The organism is Candidatus Bodocaedibacter vickermanii (assembly GCF_014896945.1).
Classification (GTDB): Bacteria; Pseudomonadota; Alphaproteobacteria; order UBA6184; family UBA6184; genus Bodonicaedibacter; species Bodonicaedibacter vickermanii.
The window spans coordinates 754,864-778,961 of the sequence record NZ_CP054719.1 but is presented as its reverse complement, the minus strand read 5'-3'; the positions used below and the strand labels follow the sequence as shown (position 1 = coordinate 778,961).

Annotated in this window: 18 protein-coding genes and 1 tRNA gene; 10 read left to right on the top strand and 9 right to left on the bottom strand. The window is 40.5% G+C overall.

Going from position 1 to position 24,098, the window contains the following annotated elements; translation table 11 throughout:
* Positions 1–345: 345 nt before the first annotated feature.
* Genes CPBP_RS03565 through rpiB form a run of 3 tightly spaced genes read right to left on the bottom strand, consistent with a single transcriptional unit; the run spans position 346 to position 2,530 of the window.
* Entirely contained in the window at positions 346–795 is a 450-nt protein-coding gene (locus CPBP_RS03565) for a transcription antitermination factor NusB (protein ID WP_350331496.1), read from the bottom strand.
* 28 nt (positions 796–823) lie between these two features.
* Positions 824–2,083, bottom strand: coding sequence for a serine hydroxymethyltransferase (gene glyA / locus CPBP_RS03560; protein WP_350331495.1), 1,260 nt, complete (start codon positions 2,081–2,083; stop codon positions 824–826).
* 15 nt (positions 2,084–2,098) lie between these two features.
* Positions 2,099–2,530 carry a ribose 5-phosphate isomerase B gene (gene rpiB / locus CPBP_RS03555; protein ID WP_350331494.1) on the bottom strand — a complete coding sequence of 144 codons (432 nt, stop codon included), beginning with the start codon at positions 2,528–2,530 and terminating at the stop codon, positions 2,099–2,101.
* 72 nt (positions 2,531–2,602) lie between these two features.
* On the opposite strand from rpiB, the gene grpE reads away from it, so the two are divergent.
* Complete coding sequence (gene grpE, locus CPBP_RS03550; protein ID WP_350331493.1) at positions 2,603–3,145, top strand: nucleotide exchange factor GrpE; 543 nt, start codon at positions 2,603–2,605, stop codon at positions 3,143–3,145.
* Between the two features lie 973 nt (positions 3,146–4,118).
* On the opposite strand, the gene CPBP_RS03545 is transcribed toward grpE, so the two are convergent.
* The 3 genes from CPBP_RS03545 to bamD form a co-directional block, all read right to left on the bottom strand.
* Entirely contained in the window at positions 4,119–5,327 is a 1,209-nt protein-coding gene (locus tag CPBP_RS03545; RefSeq protein WP_350331492.1) for a cation:proton antiporter domain-containing protein, read from the bottom strand.
* 292 nt (positions 5,328–5,619) lie between these two features.
* Entirely contained in the window at positions 5,620–7,269 is a 1,650-nt protein-coding gene (gene recN / locus CPBP_RS03540) for a DNA repair protein RecN (protein ID WP_350331491.1), read from the bottom strand.
* A complete protein-coding gene (gene bamD, locus CPBP_RS03535; RefSeq protein ID WP_350331490.1) occupies positions 7,269–7,985 on the bottom strand; it encodes an outer membrane protein assembly factor BamD in 717 nt (238 codons plus the stop codon). Before bamD ends, recN begins: the two co-directional genes overlap by 1 nt.
* Before the next feature lie 202 nt (positions 7,986–8,187).
* Here bamD and CPBP_RS03530 point away from each other — a divergent pair.
* Positions 8,188–8,264: transfer RNA gene (locus CPBP_RS03530), tRNA-Met, on the top strand.
* A 254-nt stretch (positions 8,265–8,518) separates the two neighbouring features.
* Here the strand turns inward: CPBP_RS03530 and dprA are convergent.
* Genes dprA through rlmB form a run of 3 tightly spaced genes read right to left on the bottom strand, consistent with a single transcriptional unit; the run spans position 8,519 to position 10,986 of the window.
* Positions 8,519–9,601 carry a DNA-processing protein DprA gene (gene dprA, locus CPBP_RS03525; RefSeq protein WP_350331489.1) on the bottom strand — a complete coding sequence of 361 codons (1,083 nt, stop codon included), beginning with the start codon at positions 9,599–9,601 and terminating at the stop codon, positions 8,519–8,521.
* A 9-nt stretch (positions 9,602–9,610) separates the two neighbouring features.
* Positions 9,611–10,258: a glycerol-3-phosphate 1-O-acyltransferase PlsY gene (plsY, locus tag CPBP_RS03520; RefSeq protein WP_350331488.1), complete on the bottom strand. Its 648-nt coding sequence runs from the start codon at positions 10,256–10,258 to the stop codon at positions 9,611–9,613.
* A complete protein-coding gene (rlmB, locus tag CPBP_RS03515; RefSeq protein WP_350331487.1) occupies positions 10,258–10,986 on the bottom strand; it encodes a 23S rRNA (guanosine(2251)-2'-O)-methyltransferase RlmB in 729 nt (242 codons plus the stop codon). Before rlmB ends, plsY begins: the two co-directional genes overlap by 1 nt.
* A gap of 161 nt (positions 10,987–11,147) precedes the next feature.
* Between rlmB and CPBP_RS03510 the strand changes: the two genes are divergently transcribed.
* The 8 genes from CPBP_RS03510 (at position 11,148) to CPBP_RS03475 (ending at position 24,075) form a co-directional block, all read left to right on the top strand.
* The gene (locus tag CPBP_RS03510) at positions 11,148–12,236 is read left to right on the top strand and encodes a M50 family metallopeptidase (protein WP_350331486.1); all 1,089 of its coding nucleotides are present in this window, start codon (positions 11,148–11,150) and stop codon (positions 12,234–12,236) included.
* Positions 12,237–12,264: 28 nt separating this feature from the next.
* Entirely contained in the window at positions 12,265–14,592 is a 2,328-nt protein-coding gene (bamA, locus tag CPBP_RS03505) for an outer membrane protein assembly factor BamA (protein ID WP_350331485.1), read from the top strand.
* Complete coding sequence (gene fabZ / locus CPBP_RS03500) at positions 14,592–15,044, top strand: 3-hydroxyacyl-ACP dehydratase FabZ (RefSeq protein WP_350331484.1); 453 nt, start codon at positions 14,592–14,594, stop codon at positions 15,042–15,044. The genes bamA and fabZ overlap by 1 nt, the downstream gene beginning before the upstream one ends.
* A 286-nt stretch (positions 15,045–15,330) precedes the next feature.
* On the top strand, positions 15,331–17,142 hold the full coding sequence (locus CPBP_RS03495) for a ribonucleoside-diphosphate reductase subunit alpha (RefSeq protein ID WP_350331483.1): 1,812 nt from the start codon (positions 15,331–15,333) through the stop codon (positions 17,140–17,142).
* On the top strand, positions 17,133–17,660 hold the full coding sequence (locus tag CPBP_RS03490; RefSeq protein WP_350331482.1) for a GyrI-like domain-containing protein: 528 nt from the start codon (positions 17,133–17,135) through the stop codon (positions 17,658–17,660). The genes CPBP_RS03495 and CPBP_RS03490 overlap by 10 nt, the downstream gene beginning before the upstream one ends.
* Before the next feature lie 38 nt (positions 17,661–17,698).
* Entirely contained in the window at positions 17,699–18,670 is a 972-nt protein-coding gene (locus tag CPBP_RS03485; RefSeq protein ID WP_350331481.1) for a ribonucleotide-diphosphate reductase subunit beta, read from the top strand.
* Positions 18,671–20,735: 2,065 nt separating this feature from the next.
* On the top strand, positions 20,736–22,355 hold the full coding sequence (locus tag CPBP_RS03480; RefSeq protein ID WP_350331480.1) for a transporter substrate-binding domain-containing protein: 1,620 nt from the start codon (positions 20,736–20,738) through the stop codon (positions 22,353–22,355).
* Between the two features lie 76 nt (positions 22,356–22,431).
* Positions 22,432–24,075 carry a TRIC cation channel family protein gene (locus CPBP_RS03475; protein ID WP_350331479.1) on the top strand — a complete coding sequence of 548 codons (1,644 nt, stop codon included), beginning with the start codon at positions 22,432–22,434 and terminating at the stop codon, positions 24,073–24,075.
* The last annotated feature ends 23 nt before the right edge of the window (positions 24,076–24,098 follow it).

The following is a 24,098-nucleotide window of genomic DNA, read 5'->3' as shown; positions in this document are numbered from 1 at the left end:
CCAGCGTTACGTTACCAGCGACAATAATCCGTGTCCAAACACACCCAATCTAACCGAATGGATGCAACGTCACGTTGCCAACGGCAATAATCCGTGTCACAGCGCATCGGATCTAAACTATCGGATGCAACGGCACGTTGTCGGCACCATGTCTGATGGATACAAAAAAAACCCACAGAAATCTGTGGGCAAGTTGTTCAGGGAGGATTTGCACATCCTGTGATGTGGACATTGCGTCAACAGAGTTCACAGTGGTGTACTAAAAGATTTATACACCAAATCCGAGGTCTCTCCAACGCAATAATGTGCATGTGTGATTTGCGTTGAACGCATATCGAAAAGAGATTAGTTTTTCTCCTGATTTTGAGAGTTCAGTTTTACTTTTAAGTCGTTAAGGTATGCATTTACGAAAGCAGTTTCGGATGTGTCAAAAAAATCAGCAGCTAAGTCCGCATACTCTTTAACAAGAATCTCTGCTGGGGTCTCTTTTGATGAGTACATCATTTCATCTGTGGCAGCAGCAAGTATTGCGTATAGCACAGGATCTATGCGCTCCATTGTCCATCCGGACTGTAATCCTGACGTAATAAGCTCATCAATTTGTATGATATTTTTGCAAGCACTATTGATTCTTTCTTGCAAAAAATGCATATCTGGTTTTTCCCAAGTAGTGTCAAAAAATCTTAACAGCTCATCTGTTTTCATATCTGTTTCACCATTTTGATGAACGAATAACATTTGAACAACCCCTAATCGGGCAGTTGAACGTTGGTGTCGATTGAAACGTCGCTTCACAGCCTATCCCCTTGATAATTCTTGATACTTATGCATACATTGAAAATGCGTCACACAGCTCTTTTACGCTATCTTGGATTTCTTTTGCAATACTTTCTTGCGTTCCTTCTGATAATGCAATTAATGATTTGCCGATTAATGTTCCAACGTGTCTAAATTCAGCAGCTTTAAAACCACGGCTGGTGACTGCGGGTGATCCTAACCGCAATCCGGATGTAACCTTTGGGGGCAGTGGGTCAAACGGTATGGAGTTTTTATTACACGTAATTCCCAGGCGATCTAAAAATATGGCGCTGTCGTTACCGTTAATACCGTGACCTGCAACATTAATACAGATCAGGTGGGTATCTGTTCCGCCCGTGATGGAGGGAAAGCCATATTGGTCCAGCGTTTCTGCAAGCGCTTTAATGTTAAGGCACACATCTTGAATGTAGTCTTTGAACATCGGCTGTAACGCCTCTTGAAATGCAACAGCTTTGGCTGCAATCACATGCATTAAAGGACCGCCTTGATATCCTGGAAAAACAGCAGAGTTTACTTTTTTAGCGATGTCTGCATCATTCGTTAAAATGATACCACCCCGTGGACCTCTTAATGTTTTGTGTGTTGTTGACGTTACCACATGTGCAAAAGGCAGGGGAGATGGGTGAAATCCTGTGGCTACCAATCCCGCAAAATGAGCTATATCCACCATTAGATATGCACCCACTTTATCTGCGATTGCTCTAAATCGTTTAAAGTCGATTTGACGTGGGTATGCAGACCCGCCAGCAATAATAAGTTTTGGACGGTGTTCAATCGCCATTGATTCAACGGCATCATAATCAATTAAACCTGTTGCTTGATCAACGCCGTATTGAACCGCATTAAACCATTTTCCAGACATGTTGGGTTTTGCACCATGACTTAAATGCCCACCTGCATTCAATCCCATGGCCAGGAAAGTATCTCCGGGTTGCAATAGCGCTAAAAAGACAGCCCCATTGGCTTGGGCGCCTGAGTGGGGTTGCACGTTTGCATAGGCACAATCAAACAGTTTACACACACGATCAATTGCCAACTGCTCAATTTTATCGACATACTCACACCCTTCGTAATATCTAGCCCCCGGATAACCTTCGGCATATTTATTGGTAAGGATTGATCCTTGAGCTTCCATAACCGCTTTTGAAACAATATTTTCAGATGCGATTAATTCGATACGATCGTTCTGACGGTGGTATTCTTTTTGAATCCAATTGAAAATGTCTGGATCATTTTGCGCAAGGGTAAGATCGCGATAGTGCATATGAAAACTCCTAAGTTAGTATTGATCAAGTAAATTAATTCTTTTTTCATGGCGTCCACCATCAAAGGTGGTTGTAATAAACGCTTTGATCATTTCGATGGCTTCATCTGGGGACGTATTTGTCGCGCCCAAAACTAAAACATTCGCATCGTTATGGTGTCTGGCCAGCTTAACATCTTTCATGCCTCGGCATAACGCAGCTCGAATTCCACGATGACGATTGGCAGCAATGGACATGCCAATCCCCGTTGCACAAATCAAAACTCCAAATGCACCATCATTCGATAAGACATTCGTTGCAACCTCATGTGCAAATGTAGGGTAATCAACACTGTCTGTTGAGTGTGTGCCGCAATCTGTAACAGAATGCTCCAATAACAGTTCACCATGAATAGCAGATTTTAATTCAAATCCAGCATGGTCTGAGCCTATAAAAATTTTTGTCATCTGATGCCTATGTGTGTATAATGTTGGGAATATTATAGCAGAGCATTTACGATATATAAAGGAGTACCCATCATGGATAAGAAAAACGAACCAACGCTTGAAAATGAAACCATTGCCCATGATCATGCCCCTGAAACTACGCATGACCAAGGTGAGCTAGCAGAATTACATACTAAAGTTGAAGACTTGAACGATCAATTGTTACGGTCATTGGCTGAAAATCAAAACCTGCGTCGCAGATTGCAAAAAGAAGTCGAAGACGCACATCAATATGCAATTGCGAAGTTTGCTCAAAACCTATTGTCCGTTGCCGATAACTTTGAACGTGCTCTTGGTTTGATTTCAGACGAATTACGAGAGAATGAACATTTTAAAAATTTTATTGTGGGTATAGAATTAACAGAAAAAGAATTAGCTAAAGTATTTGAATCTCACAATGTTCAAAAGCATATGCCATTAAATGAAAAGTTTGATCATAATTTACACCAAGCATTATTTGATATTCCCAATGAAGACGCGGAACCAGGAACAATACTGCAAGTTGTACAATCGGGATATTCCCTAAAAGATCGATTGTTAAGACCTGCAATGGTTGGGGTTGCTAAAAAGCAATAGCAGCCTAGCAACGTGCCGTTGCCAACCTGCGGTTGGATCCATTAGCTTAGATTCTATTCGCACAGACATGGGTTATAACTTTACAAACCGTATTGCCTCTTGGATGCAACGGCACGTTGGCAGCATGATGCTGCACCCATTAGGTCAGACCAATGTGGTCTGACACGGGTTATAAAAGCAACGCTATAAGCCGAAATCGTCACGCTGGATCCATACAATCTTCTCACACTATTGCGGCGCAGGGTTGCTCCCGACAACGTGTCTTTGCCAACCTGCGGTTGATCCATTAGCTTAGATCCGATTCGCCCAGACACAGATTATAATAAACAATGTTGCGACAGTTCAAAATTTATTCAAGCACCTCCATTGAGTCCAGCGTGACGCTGAACCAGGGATGATCCTTGGACCCAATAGATTAGATCCAGTGTAACCTGACATGGATTATAACTTTACAAACCGTATTGCCTATTGGATGCAACGGCACGTTGCTTAGATCCGGTTCGCACAGACACGGATTGTAAAAAACGACGTTGCAACAGCTCAGAAATTTATTCAAGCACTCCCATTGCGTCCCGCGTTACCCAGGCAACGTGATACCGACGGGCGCCCAAGGTAGATCAAAAATCCCATTCATCCTCGACGACAATAATCCGCGTCCAACCACATCGGATCTAATCTATTGGATGCAACCGTAGGTTGCGAATTAATAAAGATTAAGATTGAGTTAACGCGATTTTTTTACCACCCCCCGCCCTAGTCACCCTCAGTGACCTTCGGGTGGGGGGACAAAACCCACTCCCTAAATCGAGACTAAATAGACGAAGCAATCCGTCATTTCTTCTCGAAACGGTGGGCAAAAAATAATAATGCATGAGATCTCTAAAGTTAATATATCTCACAAAGGTTAACAAAAGATTGACAAAACAAACTTTTACAAATCAATCTAACCTAACGGATGCAGTTGCCACGTTGGTTAAACGGTTTCTTCCTCAACAACTTCGTCTTGCTCTTCCTCAACGGGCATTAGCCATCGAATCAAACGATCCAATAGAGGCGTACACATCATCGAAATTGCAGCCGCCAATACAGCAATGTTTCCGATCTCGGGTGAAATTAATTGATGCAAGATTGCAGGACCTAAAATTACGAATGCAAATTCTCCGCCTGGTGCAATATACGTTGAAACGCGAACGGCTACCCAATGAGACAATCCAAAGCTGCGGCTTGACACGTACATGATCACAAATTTAATAGGGATAAATATAAGTGTTAACCCAAGGATTGATCCTAAATACGTCCACAACATGGTGATGCTAATCGACATGCCAATGCCCATAAAGAACAATCCCAATAATAATCCTCTAAACGATCGAATAACGTTTTCAACTTTATTTCTAAATTCGCTATCCGATAACAGCAATCCAATGGTAAATGCCGCAAACTCAATAGAAACTCCAATTTTATGAGCCAAAGCACTTGTCCCTAAAATTACTAATAATGTGAATGCCATAAACAAGTCGGCTTGATAAGCATCTCCCAAAAATCTGAAAATAGGGCGAATTACAAAGCGACCCAATATTACCATGAATACCACACCACCTGCTGATTTCAGTATATTCACTGCCACGTACATAATGGTCATCGCTTCAGATTCACCGGATGGGTTTGGTTTTATAAAGTCTACAAGCACCAACAATAAAATTGCAGCAAGATCTTGCAGCAGCAACACTGAAAATGTAACACGACCATGACGAGACGACATCTCGTTTGCTTCCGACAATAATTGTAAGACAATGGCGGTTGATGATAATGCTAAGCTGCTGGCAACAATAATCGATGTCATAAGGGGGAATCCAAGCAGATGTGATATTCCGATCAACACAGCACCTGTAATGACCACTTGCAATGTACCCAAACCAAACAAATATCTACGCAATATCAAAAGACGTTCGATTGACATTCCAAGACCGATCGCAAAGAATAAGAATACTAATCCCAACTCAGAAATGTTGCGGCTATTTTCCACATTTTGAATTAAATCCAATGCCCAGGGTCCCATAGCAACACCTGCCATTAAATATCCAAGCACGGGGCTTGATCGTATACGTGCGGAAATTGCAGACACCAATACCGCTGCAAACAAAAACCATAATATATCTGAAAAATATTGCGTTTCGAACATCTATCTCTTTTACCTTTTCATCTTATCATTCATTACCTTCTATCCTAGAGATAACCAGGTATGAACAGTAAGTCAAATAGATCTCACTATTTTTGCGTTTTTTATCCATTTTTATGAATGACGTTGTTTTTCCGCAGCATTTTAATCTACGGGATAACCCTAGTTTAAATTATTATTGCAACGGTGTTGTTTATAATTCGTGTCTAACCAAATCGGGTTTAACCTAACGGATGCAACCTCTGGTTGCCTGTTGGGTCCAGGGATCATCCCTGGCAACGGTACGTTGCCGTTTCTAGGTTCGTTGATTTAACAATACGGCTGCAGCGGCTTTTGCTTCGGGGGTGATATGGTCGCCTGCCATCATGCGTGCAATTTCATCAATACGTTGATTTAATGTCAGCAGCATGGGGCGGGTTTCAACGCCGTCGGGTTCCATTGTTTTTTCAATGACCCAATGGATATCGCCTGCGCTTGCAACTTGGGGGGAATGCGTAATGACCAGTACTTGCAGATGTTTTGATAGTTGACGCAACCGTTGACCCACAGCATTCGCAACATCGCCGCCTACGCCGCTATCGACCTCGTCAAATACCAACCCTGGCGTTGATCCTGAACGGGCTAAGCATACTTTTAATGCCAACATTAATCGCGCCATTTCTCCGCCCGATGCAACTTTGTTCAGTGGCAGCATGATGCCTTGCTGGTTCATGTCGACTAGAAATTCAACGACGTCTATGCCAGCGCTTTGCCAGTGCGATTCGTTTAATGGGGTAATATTGGTTGCAAATTTAACCGACCCCAATTTTAAGGGCGGCAGTTCTATTGCAATTAATCGATCCAATTCAGCAGCTTTGTCTTTGCGGCGCTCAGATAGTTCAGCTGCGACCTTTGCAAAGGCGTGCTTGAAATTTTCAACAGACTGTTCTAATTTTTTAACACCTGCAGATGCATCATGAACAACGTTCAATAAATTAATAGCCTCTTCAAGGCTGTTTGAAAGTTCATCGGGCATGCATTTATATTTTCGGGCAAGCTGTCGTAATTCAAACAGTCGATCTTCGATGGTTGATAATGACAACGACTTATCCATTAATGAATTCAAGTGATCGTTGGCTCGTGCAGAAATTTCGGTCATATCTGACAATACCCGATCCATGGCTTCGCACAATGAAATGGATGTTGCATCATCAAATTTACTAAGCGTTTTGTATGCATGCAATCCTGCGCTTTTAATATCGCCATCAAATGCATCGGCAACGGTGTGATATGCTTTTAGGATCGCTTCTTTTTGTTTGATGAACGTGCGTTGTTCAACCAATGTTTGTTCTTCGTTTAATTGAGGAGCAAAGTCTGAAAGCTCTTTAACTTTATGTTCTAAATACTCTTTGTCCCTCAATGCCTGCTCCATACGCAAACGATGATCTTCCAACTCAGATTCAGCCTGCTTCCACTGATTAAAGATTTCCTTTGTCGTGGATAACACTTCAGAATGTCCGGCATATTCATCCAACACACTGCGATGTGCAGATGCATCCAGCATGCGGTCAAATTGTTGATGAATTTCCATTAGGTGATTTGAAACCAGTTTGATTAAGCCTAAACTGACGGGATAATCATTTAAGAAACATCGACTGTTTCCGTCGCGAACCAAGATTCTTCGAACAACTAATTCAGACGTTTCTGCGGGGATTCCATGTTCAGATAATAGGTTGTAAATCGGTGTGCGTTGATCAATATTAAATACTGCACTAACAATCGCTTTATCTTGACCGTGACGAATCAGATCTGTATCAGCCCTGGCACCCAAACATAAACTCAGCGAATCTAATAAAATAGATTTACCTGCCCCAGTTTGACCGGTAAATACTGTCAGCCCCGAATCAAACGTCAGGGCTGATTTTTTAATAATCGCAACATTTTCAATGTCAAGGCGCACTAACATTATGGCTGTACAGATACCTCTTTATTCTCTGTTGGTGTTACTAAATGATTTAACTTCAATACGATGTAACAGGTATTTAACATTTCAATCGCTTGTCGTTTTGATTCTGCGTCTAATCCCATCTTTAATGCGTGTTGCAATCTTGCAATTGCTGGGGCATGACGATCTTCTCGCATTAATACCTCTGCGATATACACATGTTTTTTTGCTGCGTACAGGGTAAGAATCTTTAATTTCTCACTGGCATCTTTTGCATAGGGTGACTTTGGAAAACGTTCAGTCACATTTGAAAAATAGCCCACAGCTTTTGCCGATGCAGTCTGGTCGCGCATTTCATCTCCAAGCATTTCAAAATGACACATTCCCATCATGTAAAGTGCGTAAGGGATCATTTCATGGTTGGGGTGCAAACGAACAAAGCTTTCAAATTTATCTAATGCGTCTGGAAATCTATTGGTATTTCGACTGTCGGGATTGCTTTCTAAATAATAACAGTATCCAGCCATTAGCAATGCTTTCGGTGCCAATGGTGAGGATGGATGTTGCAAGTCTACTTCTTCAAATACTTTAGCCGCCCGTTCATGGCGTCCGTATTCCAAATAATCCATACCTGTATCATATAAATAAGTATCCGATTTATTGCGATATTCATCTAATGGATCACACGCCACTGTTAACAGGGCTAACCCAAATACCATAACAACCTTTTTCAACATCCGCTTTATCCTTGTTTGACTTGATTAATTGTTAGCATATTCATAGAAAAATCACCATAGAAAGTTTTTATTGTAATCGAGCGTCTATATATTTTTAAAGAGAGAGTACGCACTCGTTATGCGATCTTATTCGTTAAAGATTTACTAAGAAAACTCTTTGCTTGACAAGTCGTGTTATTTTGATATAATCCCCCTACATTAACGCGGGGTAGAGCAGCCCGGTAGCTCGTCAGGCTCATAACCTGAAGGTCGTTGGTTCAAATCCAGCCCCCGCAACCAACTTTTTCATTAAAAAAACTCAATCGATATAATCTTCAAACCAATAGTTTTTTGATCAAGAACAGATTCGTCTCTGACTTGTCTCAAGCAGATCCGCTCAGGCAACGTGCCGGGGTATCCACCAGCGTGACGCTGAACCCATTATCATCATTGCTCATTCCATGACTCTTTTAAAACGATTGTCATAAATGTGAAGACGCGCTCTAAGATTAAGGGCGTTTTTGTCTAATCCACTTAACAGTGGGGCCCACCTGCTAAGGTCTCAAGCTTACTTTATTTCCCGCAAGTCGTTCTAATTTTCCTGAAAGCTCTAATTCCAACATTACATCCCATACATACGCCGCGGATAGGCCTGTATGTTGAATGATTGAATCTATGTCAATCGGTGCTGTTGACAATAAATCCAGTACTTTAGATTTCATTTCTGAAAGACCCCGAACCTCTGGTCCTGGGGTTGGGAAGTATTTTTTTGGATCAAATGATTTTATCAGATCCAAGTGGATTGAAAGATGATCGATAATATCAGCAGCGCTTCTTACAAGATAAGCACCGTTCATGATTAATTGATTGGGACCTTCTGATCGCGGATCATAGGGAAAGCCTGGAGCTGCAAATATATCTCGACCAAAGTCATTGGCATAATTTGCTGTGATCATTGATCCTGATTGATGTAGGGCTTCTACTACCAGAACCCCTGACGACAGCCCTGCGATAATGCGATTGCGCCTTGGAAAATGATGCGCTGCTGGCGGTGTCCCAAATGGAAATTCAGAAACTAATAATCCTTGCTCTCCAATCAACGTATGCAATCCTGCGTTTTCTTTTGGATAAATAACATCAATTCCTCCGCCTAAGACAGCAATGGTTCCAGTGTCTAAGGAGCCCTGATGAGCGGCTGTATCAATTCCTTGGGCAAGGCCGGATACGATGTTTAAGCCAGATGCACCTAAATCAGAACTAACATCTCGTGTAAATTTAATTCCATTTAATGATGCATTTCGACTACCAACGATGGCAAAATTTTGATTGTAAAATAACTTATGGTTTCCCTTTATATATAGTACGGGTGGCGCTGAATCAATCGCCTTTAAATAAGTGGGATATTCGGCATCATCCCACGTTAGTATTTTAATATCGTGTTCGTGGGCTTTTTGCAGTTGGTCTTCCGCAAAGTTAATACTGGGTATGGTTAACCGTTTTTCTTTGCTAATGCTGGGCAACATCTTTAAAGCTTCTGATGCCGAACCATAACGTTGTAATAAATGTCGAAATGTGGCGGGGCCTACGTTCTCAGTACCAATAAGGCGAATCCAATCTACAAGCTCTTGTTGACCCATGCCACACTCTTAAAATTTTACTTTGTTTTCCTCGCCTTTCATTAGGCGTGCGATATTACCTTTATGACGCACAAAAATTAACAGAATGATAAAAATGAAAAATATTTTTGATACCAACATTAATTGTGTGGGAGTATCAAGGATGGGAAAAACGTAAAAAATCACATAAATACCAGCAGCGATGATTCCAATTAAAGATGCAATCGACACAATTTTTGTTGAAAATGCGATGATTAAGAAAACAAAAATTCCTATGATAGCACTATACGGAAACAACCATGCGCAAAATCCTGTAAATGATGCGACACCTTTTCCACCATTAAATTTCAACCAACATGAATACATGTGACCTATAACTCCTGTTCCTCCAACAATCATCAATGAACTTAAAAGAATATCAGAGGGCATATCATTGATAGGATTCATGATAACGTTAAACAGCAGCATAGGAATCCAGACCTTGGTAATGTCCAGAACATAGGTTGCAAGCGCCAGCTTCTTGCCGCCCGTTCGCAAGACATTTGTGGCGCCAATATTTCCAGAGCCTTGTTTTCTAACATCTTGTTTTAGAAACAGTTTAACTAAAATATATCCAAAAGGAATGGATCCAATCAAATAGGCGATTACACACCATATTAATAATATGTTCATGCTCATTATTGTCTCCTTAATTGTTGTTGAAGTTCATATAAAGCGACTGCCGCAGCGTTAGATGCATTCAGAGTTGGAAAGTCTGGGTTGGTGGGAAGCTGTGCTAAAAAATCACACGTTTCGGTTACCAATCTGCGCATGCCAGATCCTTCGGCGCCAATAACTAAGACTATTTTTTTTGGTAAATCTAGTTCATGCAGGGATTGCTTACCATGTTCAGATAATCCCACAACCCAAAAGCCTTTTTCCTTTAATATTTCTAATGTACGGGACAGGTTAGTAACCTTGGAAAAGGGTACTCGGTCTAAGGCTCCACAAGCAGATTTTGCTAACACACCACTTTCTAAGGGGCTGTTGCGTTCGGTATGAATCACGCCATCCACATTAAAACAGGCGGCGGAACGCAGAATTGCTCCTACATTGTGCGGGTCAGTTACTTGATCAAATGCCAAAATCAAGCATGGGTCGTTCTGCAAGGGCAAGTGTTCTAAATGTACATTCGGTAATGGTGTTGTTTCTAAAACGATACCTTGATGAACGGCATCAGCGGGAACGAATTTTTCTAACTCTTTTTTCGTTACCTTTTTTAAAATTTTTGAATAAGCGCTATATGCCTCTGCATTTTCTGCAACGACGTATAAGTTCTTATGTTGACGTTTTGAATTCTGCAATGCTGCGTTTACAGCATGCGTACCATATAAAAATAATTTTGATGAAGAGGCTCGTTGCTCCACGTAATGCTCCGATTGAGTAATTGTTTCCAAAGTATACAAGCAGACAAATCAATTGTGCAAGGGATAGTTCAGCGAATAAATGGTTAATGTGAACAGCAGCTTGAAAAGATAAAAAACTCATTGGCTTTCTATACATTCCTGAGTATATTAAGAAAGATTTAATGTTTAGGTTTGATATGCAAGAATTTGCAACAGAATTTTTAACAACCACACTACTGTTTGTTGTTGTTTTATCATTTATTGTGTTTGTTCACGAATTAGGACATTTTTTACCGGCTAGATATTTCGGAATCAAGGTGGATACCTTTTCAATTGGTTTTGGAAAAGAGATCTTTGGATGGACAGATTCAAAAGGAACTCGCTGGAAATTCAGTTGGATTCCTCTGGGGGGATATGTCCGTTTCTTTGGTGATATGGATGCGGCCAGCACATCAGTTGATAAAACGATTTCTGAAGAAGAAAAATCAAAGTCCTTGTACTATCGATCAGTTAAGCAACGCATGATCGTTTCTATTGGGGGGCCAGCAGCTAACTATCTATTGGCTATCGCTCTGTTTTTTGCCGTCTTTTATTTAAGTGGGCAACCAGAAGTATCCTCAAAGATTGATAGCTTTGCTGAAAACAGCCCAGCAAAAGCCGCAGGATTAATTGTTGGCGACGAAATTAAATCAATTAATGGCAAAGCAGTCAATTCATTCTCTGACGTTTTAGAGGCTATGAGCGAATTAAAGTCGCCGGAAATTAACGTTGAAGTTCAACGTGATGGTGGAATGCATCGCTATATGTTTTTGGCTAACAGCGTAAAGGCAGGCGATTCTGAACGATTCATCTTGGGTGTCAAGACTGGGCGTGGGGCAGCCTTTCAATTCGGAAGTTCTGTTTATTCGGCGTTGACGTATCCGGTGAATATTTCCATCGCAACGCTTGTGGGTATTAAGAATATGATACTAAAGACTAGCATGGACGGATTGGGCGGACCTATTGCAATGGCAAAAGGGATTAAAACGGCCGCGTCTATGGGGGTAATGGTTGTGATCTTTTATGCGGCGTTAATTTCTACAAGCTTAGGGTTCTTTAACCTGCTTCCCATTCCAACGTTGGACGGCGGACACATAATGTTTTATATGATCGAAGCAATTCGGGGAAAGCCTGTAAGTGAAAAAATTCAAGAATGGTCATTTGCTATTGGTTTGGGGGCTTTATTATTATTAACCCTAGTTGTAACCTATAAAGACGTATTTTTTAAGTAAAAGCCTAGAAAGGGTGTTGAGTGTGAAGATGAATAAAAAAATGATAGCGGCACTGTTAGTCAGTGTGTTCGCGTCTGCGGTTGCTGCAGAGTCCATCAAAGATATTCAAGTAAAAGGTAGCGGACGTGTTGATCCTTCCGTAATTCAATCATACTTGCGATCAAAGATTGGCGATTCCTATGACTCCCAGCTAATCAATGATGACTTGAAAAACTTGTTTGCAACAGGATTGTTTAGCAGCATTTCATTCTCATTCGAAGGTCAAAAGCTTTTCATTCAAGTTTCAGAAAACCCCATTTTAAACGAAATAGCTTTCGAAGGTATGTCGGCAGTACCAGAAGACATGGTCAAGAAAGAATTGCACCTTGAAAGTCGTCAGGTATTTAAAAAGGCTGATGTATTAAAAGCTGTGGATATCTTATTACAGATCTATCGTTCCAAGGGATATTTTAATGCCCGTGTAACGCCTCAAATTATTGAACGACCCGAAAATCGTTTGGATTTAATCTTCAAAATTGAAGAAGGAGCTCCAACGAATATCTCCAAGATTAATATGGTGGGTAATGCATACTTTGACTCTGTGGATTTAAAGTCTGTGATTGATTCAGAAGAAAGTGGTACGTTTTCATTTTTCCAAACAAACAACGTTTATGATCCTAACAGAATACGCGTTGACGAAGAAAAGATGCGCAGACTTTATTTAAAAAATGGTTTTTATGATTTTAAAGTTGATCGTTCAACTGTTGAGTTGTTGCCTAATTATGAAGGCTTTTTCTTAACGTATCAATTAACAGAGGGGGTTCAATATTCGGTGGGTAAGATTGCACTGAATAACCCATTCCCATCGTTGGATGTCTCAACAATTATGCAGGAAATACCCTACGTTAGTGGCAGTGTGTTTAACCAAGAAAGCATCGAAGAATCCATTGATAAACTGAATGATTATTATGCAGCTCAAGGCTACCCATTTGTTCAGATTACACCCGAATTTAAAAAAGATGATAAGACTCACACCATTGATGTGACGTATAATGTCTTAAAGGCGCAAAAAATATTTGTTGAAAAAATTGTGATTGAAGGCAATCGCTTAACGCGTGAGCATCTAATTCGTGATCAGTTAATGATCTCAGAAGGCGATCCTTTTAACCCGGTATTAGTGCGCAGGTCTATCAAGAATTTAAGAAATCTTGGATTGTTTGAACCATACATCGCAACAGATAAACGTCAAGGGTCAGCACCGGATAAAATCATTTTGGTTTTGCGCGTGTCTGAACGTTCTTTCTTCAGCATTATGGGCGGAGTATCCTACGGGCATAAGCAAGGGATCGCGGGAAATGCTAGCGTTGGTCATCGTAACATAAAAGGTACGGGTATAGCTGGGCAATTGCAGACGGTCTTTGGTGCGAATACTCAAAGTTTAAACCTCAGCATCTTAAAGCCCTCAATTGTTCGTGATTTAGATTTTTCGATCGCTGGAAACATCAAGCATGATGAGGATAAAGAATATTCTGCATATCGTGAGTTTTCATATATGGGGTCTCCCACACTGACGTTCAATTGGACAGAAAACTTTAGAACGGCTGTCGACTATACATTTAAACGATATGATACAAATTTCTTTGAGGAATCTCAACGCAGTATGCGTAATCTTCAGTATGGTGACAGAAAAGAAGATCGTTACAAATCAGCAGCTTCGCTCAATATGATTTATGATACCAGGGATGACCGCTTTACGCCTACGGATGGATTTAAGGCATCTGGATCTTTGGAATATTCTGGAATCGGTGGAAATGTAGATTACGTTAAGTTAGATCTGTCGGGCGATTATTATGTTCCGTTTGGTCGCAGCGGAATGGTGTTGGCCGTCAAAGGTGCATTTGGAAAAATGTGGGAAACCAACAATCATTACATCAACTTTTTTGAACGATATCGTTTAGGGTATTTGTCTTTCCGTGGATTCCAAGTTGCAGGACTGGGACCAAGAGAAAAAGCACCCGAATCTAAGACGGCAGGCGCTAAAAATCCATTTAACAGTAACGGTACAGGTGGTTTGAATATGTACAAAGTTACTACAGAATTCTCATTCCCCTTCGCTGCGGATGTGGGGGTTCGTGCATTAACATTCGTGGATGTTGGAAGCGTATGGGGTCTTGGAACTCCAAAGGCTCCAGCACGTGAGAATGAGCCGTCTATTGTAGGCAACGGGGACATGAAAACACGCGTCAGCATTGGTTTTGGACTTCAAGTTGATATCCCAATGATGGGTCGATTGATTGTCGGTCTTGCTAAACCATTGATAAAAGAAGAATATGATCAGGAAGAAACTTTCTTCTTTACATTGGGAGGGGCGATGTAATGAGCTTTCCAATGGATGTTGTAAAGATTCAAAGTTTTATCCCGCACCGATTCCCATTTTTATTGGTGGATCGTGTGGTATCGATTTCAGAAACAGAGATCGTTGCATTGAAAAATGTGACGATCAATGAACCATTTTTTCAGGGACACTTTCCGGGTGCTCCTGTGATGCCAGGCGTATTGATTGTGGAAGCATTAGCCCAAGCAGCCGGCGTGTTTATGGGGCATCAATTGGAACTTCAGGGTCAATCTATGGCTGATAAATTGATGTTTTTTATGAGCATTGATCAAGTAAAGTTTCGTCAAGTTGTTGCGCCAGGTGACCAACTTATGTTACATGTATCGTTAGTACAAAAACGTGGTGCCATTGCAAAGTTTGAAGCAAAGGCAACCGTTGATGGCAAAGTTACTACAGAAGCCAACTTTATGGCAATGTTGTCCGATAAAAAATAATAATAGTTGTTATTACTCACTAATAAGATTGCCTAACTTTCATTAGGGAGAAGTTATGCAGGATCTTAGTTTTTTAAAATAATTAACAAAACACTAACGTAATATTTAATTATTCGAAGTGTAATTTATTTATGAATATAAAGTGGTTCATTTGTCTGTGTCTTGTTATTTTTGCAAGTCAAGATTGAGTCGATATGTCGTGTAATCAATTGACGTATTTTGAATACATGGTAACCTAACTATATTCGTATTAATCACCCCATAGTAAACTAAAAAGGAATAGAGGATGAACTTGGCTGAAAACCTTCAAGGTGTTGTATCGTCAACTGATATTAATATTGATTATAATCGTGATCAAAACTTAACGGATTATTCCGTTGCAACATTAGAAGATCGGTATTTATTGCCGAATGAACGGCCTCAGGATTTGTTTGCGCGTGTTGCTGCGCACTATGCAGATGATCAAGCTCACGCACAACGGCTATATGATTATATTAGCAACCTTTGGTTTATGCCGGCAACTCCCATATTATCAAATGGCGGTACCACTCGTGGATTACCAATATCATGTTTCTTAAATGAATCCGGTGACAGTTTAGACGGAATCTCTTCTCTGTGGTTTGAAAACATTTGGTTAGCATCCAACGGTGGCGGTATTGGATCTTACTGGGGAAATGTTCGCTCTGTGGGTGAAAAAGTTGGAATCAATGGTAAAACATCGGGAATTATTCCGTTTATTCGTGTGATGGATTCCTTAACATTTGCGATTAGCCAAGGATCATTGCGTCGTGGATCTGCTGCGGTTTATTTGCCGATTCACCATCCGGAAATTGAAGAGTTTATTGAATTGCGTCGCCCAACTGGCGGTGACTTTAACCGTAAGGCGTTAAACCTACATCACGGTGTTGTGGTGACAGATGAATTTATGCGTGCTGTTGAAGCCGGCGCTAAGTTTAATTTGCGCAGTCCTAAAGATGGGCATGTGGTGCAAGAAGTCGATGCCAGAGCCCTTTGGATACGTTTATTAACAACGCGTATTGAAACTGGTGAACCTTATATTTTGTTTATTGATACCGTTAATAAATACGTACCAGAGCATCATAAAAAAGCCGGGCTTAGCGTTAAAATGTCTAATCTATGTGCTGAAATTACACTGCCAACTGGCCTTGATCATTTGGGCAACGATCGAACGGCAGTGTGTTGTTTGTCATCATTAAACCTAGAAAAATATTTCGAATGGAAAGATCATCCAACCTTTGTTGAAGATATCATGCGTTTCTTGGATAACGTTTTAACGGATTTCATTAATAATGCACCAGACTATATGAGCAAAGCAAAATATTCAGCAATGAGAGAACGCAGTGTTGGATTGGGAGTGATGGGGTTCCATACCTTTTTGCAAGCGCAAAATATTCCAATTGAATCGGTGATGTCTAAGGTTTGGAATAAAAAGATTTTCCAACAAATTCGTGAACAGGCAGATGCTGCATCCAAGACACTTGCGGCAGAAAAAGGAGCCTGTCCTGATGCTGCAGATTTTGGAATTCAAGAACGATTCTCTAACAAAATGGCGATTGCACCAACGGCATCAATTTCAACGATTGCAAACAATACGTCGCCTGGAATTGAACCGATTGCCGCGAACAGCTTTGTGCATAAAACATTAACGGGTTCTGTGACAATTAAGAATAAGTATCTAAAAGCCTTATTACAAAAGTACGATCAAGATACAGATGAAACGTGGTCATCCATTTCAGTAGGTGGTGGATCTGTTCAACATTTGGATTTCTTGACGGATGATGAAAAAGCAATTTTCAAAACAGCCTATGAAATTGATCAACGATGGTTGATTGATTTGGCGGCTGATCGTACACCTTATATATGTCAATCACAGTCATTGAATTTATTTTTACCGTCTGATGTTCATAAAAAGACATTGCATGAAATTCATTTCCTGGCATGGAAAAAAGGCGTGAAAAGTTTGTACTATAAGCGTTCAAAATCAATTCAGCGAGCAGAATCAAATCAAACGACGTACACATGGGATGCAAAACCAGCCGTTGATACGAATGGTGAAGAGTGTTTAGCATGTCAATAGAACTGGACATAGAGGGAAATCAAACTTTGAAAAAAGAAATCGTTACGCAGCCTGAAATGAAACTTGTTGGAATTTCTACTCGCACCAGCAATGCTGCAGAATTTAATCCAGAGACAGCACAGATTGGTGTAACTGTACAAAAATATATTTCAGAAGGGATATATAATCAGATTGCGAACCAAAAAAATCCAGGTACAACTCTGTGTGTTTATACAGATTATGAAAGTGATCACACTGGAAAGTTCACCTACTTTATTGGTGCACAGGTTGATGCGGACAGCGACGTTCCAGAAGGTTTAAGCACACTTACTATACCTGCTCAATCCTATGCAAAGTTTACAACGGATGCAGGTGTAATGCCATCGGTATGTATTAACGCGTGGATGGACATTTGGAAAATGACGCCTGAAGATTTTGGATCAGAACGTGCATTTAAAGCAGATTTCGAAGTGTATGATGGGCGTGCGCTAGACCCAGCAAATACAGCGCTAGATATTTATATTGGAATTAAGCAGTAACAGAAATTAAAAATTAGCAATAACAGCAAGGAAACAACATGTCTCTATTAGATGCACAACGAATTTACAAACCCTTTAAATATCCCTGGGCGTATGAAGCCTGGTCAACTCAACAGCGCATTCATTGGATTCCAGAAGAAGTCTCCTTGCATGAAGATATTCGTGATTGGCGTCAAAAGCTAAGTGATAAAGAACGCAACTTATTAACGCAGATTTTCCGTTTCTTTACGCAAAGTGATGTGGAAGTTCAAAATTGTTACATGGAAAACTATGGTCGTATTTTTAAACCAACCGAAGTAAAAATGATGTTGGCCGCGTTTTCGAATATGGAAACGATTCATATCGCGGCGTATTCATATTTACTAGATACAATAGGTATTCCTGAAACAGAATATCAGGCCTTCTTAAAATACAAAGAAATGAAAGACAAGTTCGATCACTTGCAAGAATTTAACGTGGATTCCAAAGTTGATATTGCAAAAACATTGGCAGTATTTGGAGCCTTTACCGAAGGACTACAACTGTTTGCAAGTTTTGCTATTTTATTAAACTTTCCACGATTTAATAAGATGAAGGGGATGGGGCAAATTGTTGCATGGTCAGCACGCGATGAATCGTTGCATACGTTATCAATCATTCAGTTATTCAGAACATTCTTGCAAGAAAATCCAGAAATTGATACCCCTGAATTGAAAGAGCAGATTACAAAAGAATGTCGTATATCGGTTGAGCTAGAAGACGCATTCATTGATTTGGCGTACGAAGCTGGCGATATCGAGGGATTAAAAGCATCGGAAGTAAAAGAATACATTCGATACATTGCAGATCGTCGCTTAAACCAGCTTGGGTATGATCCAATTTATAGCGCGGATAAAAACCCATTGCCTTGGATGGATGAAATGTTAAATGGCGTGGAGCACACGAATTTCTTTGAAAACAGAGTGACCGAATATTCAAAAGGCACAACTCAAGGAACGTGGGATGATGTGTTTGATACAATCGCTGGATAATCTATAGTCTTGATGAAAGGTCTACTTACCACCCTTTGGAAGCTCTGAATTTCCGTTGGGTGGCAGCGTGACAGCTTGAGGCTGTACCAGGGATGATCCCTGGACTCTATAGATAAATCCGATTCGTACAAACACGGATTATAAGCAACAACACACTACCTCACGGATCTCGCCCAACATATCTCTCTGTTGCAACTCTCTCATTTATGCTGACCTCTGTCTTTATGCGGCTCAAGCAAATCGCAACGCGATTTGATAGCGGCAACTGCCGCTCTGGCTCGTGAAGCGCCCTTGAGCCGGCAACCTGAGGTTGCATCCGTTAGTTTAGATCTAATTTGCACAGACACGGACTGTGAAAAACAACGTTGCGGCAATTCAGGAATTTATTCGAGTACCCACATTGGATCCAGCGTTACGCTAATGGATGCAACACCATATATCACTCGCAGTTTTCGTTATTTGAAATCCATATCTAATCACACAAGATCTAACCTAATGGGGCCAGAGTCACGCTGGCGGATGCAACCGCAGGTTGCGAATTAATAAAGGTTAAGATTCAGTTAACTAGATTTTTTTACCACCCCCCGCCCTAGACACCCTCTGTGACCTTCGGGTGGGGGGACAAAACCCACCTCCTAAATCGAGACTAAATAGACGAAGCAATCCGTCTTTTCTTCACGAAACGGTGGGCAAAAAATAACAATGTATGAACGCTCTAAACTTACTATACGGCACAAATATTAACAAAAGATTGACAAAGTAAAATTTTTTTTGCAACGTACCATTGCATCAGGGACGATCCCTGGCAACCTGAGGTTGCATCCTATAGATGGATCCGGTTCGAGCAGACACGGATTATAAGCAACAACGCTATAAGCCAAAGTCGTCACGTTGGATCCATACGATTTTTTCACACTATGTGCGGCGCAGGTTTGCTCCTGGCAACGTACCATTGTATCCATTAGAAGAAAGTCTGGAGCAAAGGGCGCTGCATAATTGTTTTATGTGAACTTAGCTATACATACGATTTGGAAAAAATTACAATCCGTGTCCAAACACATCGGATCTGACCTAATGGATGCAAACTCAGTTTGCTCTTGACAATTCAAATTTCTTATGTATACTAATAACTAGAATTGCAAAAAGGCTATCCACTCAACAGGTGGGTGGTCTTTTTTCGTTCTACGTCCCAAAAGTATTTCAGCCAAATGATCTGGTAACAGATCCTTGACGAGATTTGGTTGAACTACTCAAAGACGAAATGCCGAATCGAATCCCCAGTACAGGCGCTCAACTACCCGATCAGTAGACACAGCCCTGTAAACAACCCCTAGAGCCGACGGGCTCGTAAAACACCGACTTTGTGCCTATCAATAAAGTCCGCCTTTCCCCATTCGTGTAAGAAATGGGGTTCTTTTTGCACGTGCGGGTTACTGGGGATTCTCTCGGTTTTAACTAAACAACGACAGCGTGACGCTGGCAACGTGACGTTGCATCCAATAAGTTGGATCCGATCTGGTCTGACACGGATTCTATTAACTTAACAAAGGAACTAAAACACTACTTTTCAACAAAACATCTCAAAATCATTTTTCACCCCCAATGATCCTGCGCCGAAGGTGGGTTCAAATTCCCCCTCATCTTCTTCATTCTTCCACATCTCCCATCACACACTCAATCTAACTAATGGATGCAGCGGCACGCTGCTGGGTCAAAAATCTCTCTCATCTCAAACTGTTTTTAACAGTCCTTCATTTATTACACATATCTCAAATCACACAAGATCTAACTTAATGAGTCCAGCGTCACGCTGGTGCAACGTCACGTTGCCACATCTCCCATCACACACTCAATCTAACTAATGGATGCAGCGGCACGCTGCTGGTTCAAAATTCTCATATTTCATCTGCGGTTTTCATTATTTGAAATCCGTGTCACAGCACATCGGATCTAACCAATGAGTGCAGCATCATGCTGCCAGGTTGCCCCTATCATTCCATTGAGCCTTTAATTCTTTATTAAGATATCCTTGATATACTAAACGTTAAATATCATAGGATTTGTCATGAAATTTAGTGTTGTTAGGCTAAATAAATTGCTTATGTGGATAGTCATTCTTGGAATAAATCTAGGTGCGGCATTCGGTTCTAGTAACAGCAAAACATACTCTGTGAATTCAAAAAATCTTAAACAGAAAATTGGTATCCCTTCTATTCCCGACGATATTTTAACAACTGGATGGTTTGATTCAGAACCTTATTATACCCTTGTTAAAGGAGAGGGAGGTCTTGAATCTTATAGTGGTTTAGATGCGGAACTGGCTAGAGCTATTACGCATCAGTTCGGTTACAAAATTAGCCTTAAACCCATTGAATGGAGTGAGCAGATTGAAAATCTAAAAACTGGAAAGCAGCACTTTGCGGCCTCTGCAACATTTACGGAGGAACGTGCCAAGTTTGTTTATTTCTCTGATCCGTATCGTCGTGAAGAGAACTCTTTTTTTGTTAAGAAAGAGGATAGCGGAAAATTTATATTTAATAGTAGAGATATGAAAGGCTTTGTTGCATCATTAAAAGCCAACAAGGCACGAATTGCCATTACGGACGGAATGGTTTATGCCTCAAATGAAATTAATGATTTTATTAATGATCCTGCAAATAAATCATATTTAATTCCAACTGCGACAACCTATGAAAGCATTGATTTATTACTCAAAGGTGAAGTTGATGGCATTTTAGATGATCGAGTTATTACTTCTGCAGCAATTTGGAGAACGAAGAACACGGACAAAATAGCAGAAGTCTATTTAGGCATCAGTACGCCCATTCATTATATGTTCAGTAAAGCGTCGGTTCCACAATCAGTTGTTACAGAATTTAACACGGCGCTGAAAACAATCCAATCTGATGGAACTTATTCTAGAATTGTCAGGGACTATATGTTTCCGGTGTTGATTCTTCAAACGGTTGAACGTCCATGGTTCTTTTTCTTAGAAGCGGTTGCGATTATGGCCTTGGTGCTTTCTGGACTGTTGATCGCGTATCGTGAAAAATTTAACTTGTTTGGAACAATGATGATCGCGTTTATATCAATGAGTGGGGGTATCATGCGTGATATCATGGTTAATCGCCCCAAACTTGGAATCATGCTAAGTCCAATTTATGCAATTGGTATTCTTGTTTCTGTATTGATTGGATTCATTTTAGTGTGGGTGTATCAATTGTTGTTTAAGCAGCGTGTGATCAGCCAGACTTTGGAAAAGAAGAAATGGTATCAACAGCACAGGGTAAAAATTATGGATTGGCTGATTGAGGTTTTAGATGCAGTAGGGTTAGCGGCGTATACGGTCACAGGTGTCGTAATTGCCTTGATTGCGCAATTGGAGCCTTTGTGGTTGTGGGGACCGATTATGGCGGTTGTGACGACCACAGGAGGTGGAATCATGCGAGATATTGTTCGTGGTCAGAAGGATATAGTGACGCTCAAAAGCGATTTTTATGGTGAGATTGCTATTATTTGGGGATTGGTTTTATCCTTAGTATTTACGTGGAATGTTGATTTAATGTCGCCCGAAGCAATGTTCAAATGGATCATTCTTGTGGTTATAGGAAGCTTTATTACTCGAATACTTATTAAGATATTAGATTTTAAAGGACTGCCATTTAATCTTCGAGGGTTAGATTAATTTTTTATCACATTAACGATAAATTAATTCTTTTTCTTTAAAGTATAAGATAACGATATAAAATGGTGGTCGTATTATGAACTATAAATTAAGGATGTATCCAAAGCTTATCACATGCCTTTGCATGTTAATGACTATTGGGTGGAGCATATCGGATGATGTTGCAGCCAACAAACCGGCTGCCCCGGCAGAAGTTAAGGTTGCTGAGGTTAGTCCTCAAGATGATGTTCAACACAACAACATCTTACCCATAGTAGATAAAAAACTAAGAATTGGATGGGTAAACTTTGATCCTTACTATAGTTTAATTAAATCTGAAGGTGGTTTAGAACGTTTAACTGGATTGGATGCAGAGCTTGTAAGGGCGATTGCTAAGGCCGCAGGATACAGCGCTGATTATGACTTTATTCAGTGGGGGACTCAGATTCAAAACTTAAAAGAAGGTAAGCAGCATTTTGCCGCGGCAGCCACGTTTACAGAAGAGCGTTCGAAATTTGTCTACTTCTCAGAACCGTATCGTAAAGAGGAAAACTCATTCTATACTCGGAAAGGCTTTGGTTCAAAATTTTCATTTAGATCTGGGGATATGGAAGGCTTTATTGAATCATTAAAAAAGAGCAAGTCCAAAATAGCGTTGTTAGAAGGTATGGTATATGCATCACCAGAAATTAACAAGTTTGTTGCAGATCCAGGAAACAAACAATATCTTGTATTCACAAAAAACGTTTATGAAAGTATTGACCTGTTATTAAGAGGCGGGGTTGATGGGTTTCTAGATGACCGTATTCTTTCGTCCACTGCAATTTGGAAAACTAAAAACTCAGATAAAATTGAAGAAGTTTATTTAGGTATTGGTGTGCCAATTCATTTAATGTTCAGCAAAAAATCAGTTCCTGAGTCTGTGATGAAAGAAATCAATGGTGCCATTCAATCAATTAAATCTGATGGTACGTACTCTAGGGTTGTTAGTGAGTATTTATTTCCGGTCTTAATTCTTCAAACGATTGAACGTCCATGGTTCTTCTTCTTAGAGGCCTTTGCGATTATGGCGTTGGTGATTTCCGGGCTATTGATTGCATACCGTGAAAAATTTAATTTATACGGGACGATGATGATCGCCTTTGTATCTATGAGTGGTGGTATTATTCGTGACATCATGGTGAACCGCCCCAAGTTAGGTATCATGTTAAGCCCTATTTACGCGATTGGTATTTTGGTATCAGTGGTTATCGGGTTTGTTTTAGTGTGGACGTATCAGCTGTTGTTTAAACGCACAGTGGTAAATGAAACCGTGGCAGAAAAGAAATGGCACCAAAAGCATGCGGCAAAAATCACAGATTGGATTGTTGAATTATTGGATGCATTTGGTTTGGCTGCATATACGGTAACGGGTGTGATCGTTGCGTTAATTTCTCAGTTGGATCCCTTATGGTTGTGGGGCCCAATTCTTGCCGTTTTGACGACAACCGGGGGTGGAATCATGCGTGACATTGTTCGTGGGCAGAAAGATATTGCAACTCTAAAAAACGATTTCTATGGTGAAATTGCGATCATTTGGGGATTAATATTGTCGTTGGCGTTAACATGGAATGTTGAAATCATGTCTCCAGAAACAATGTTTAATTGGATCATCTTTGTAGTTGCCGGTAACTTTGTCACTAGGCTTATTGTGAAAGTTTCAGGGTTTAAAGGATTGCCGTTTAACCTGAAAGGCTTATAATCTAATCTTTGTTAGTGTCTTCT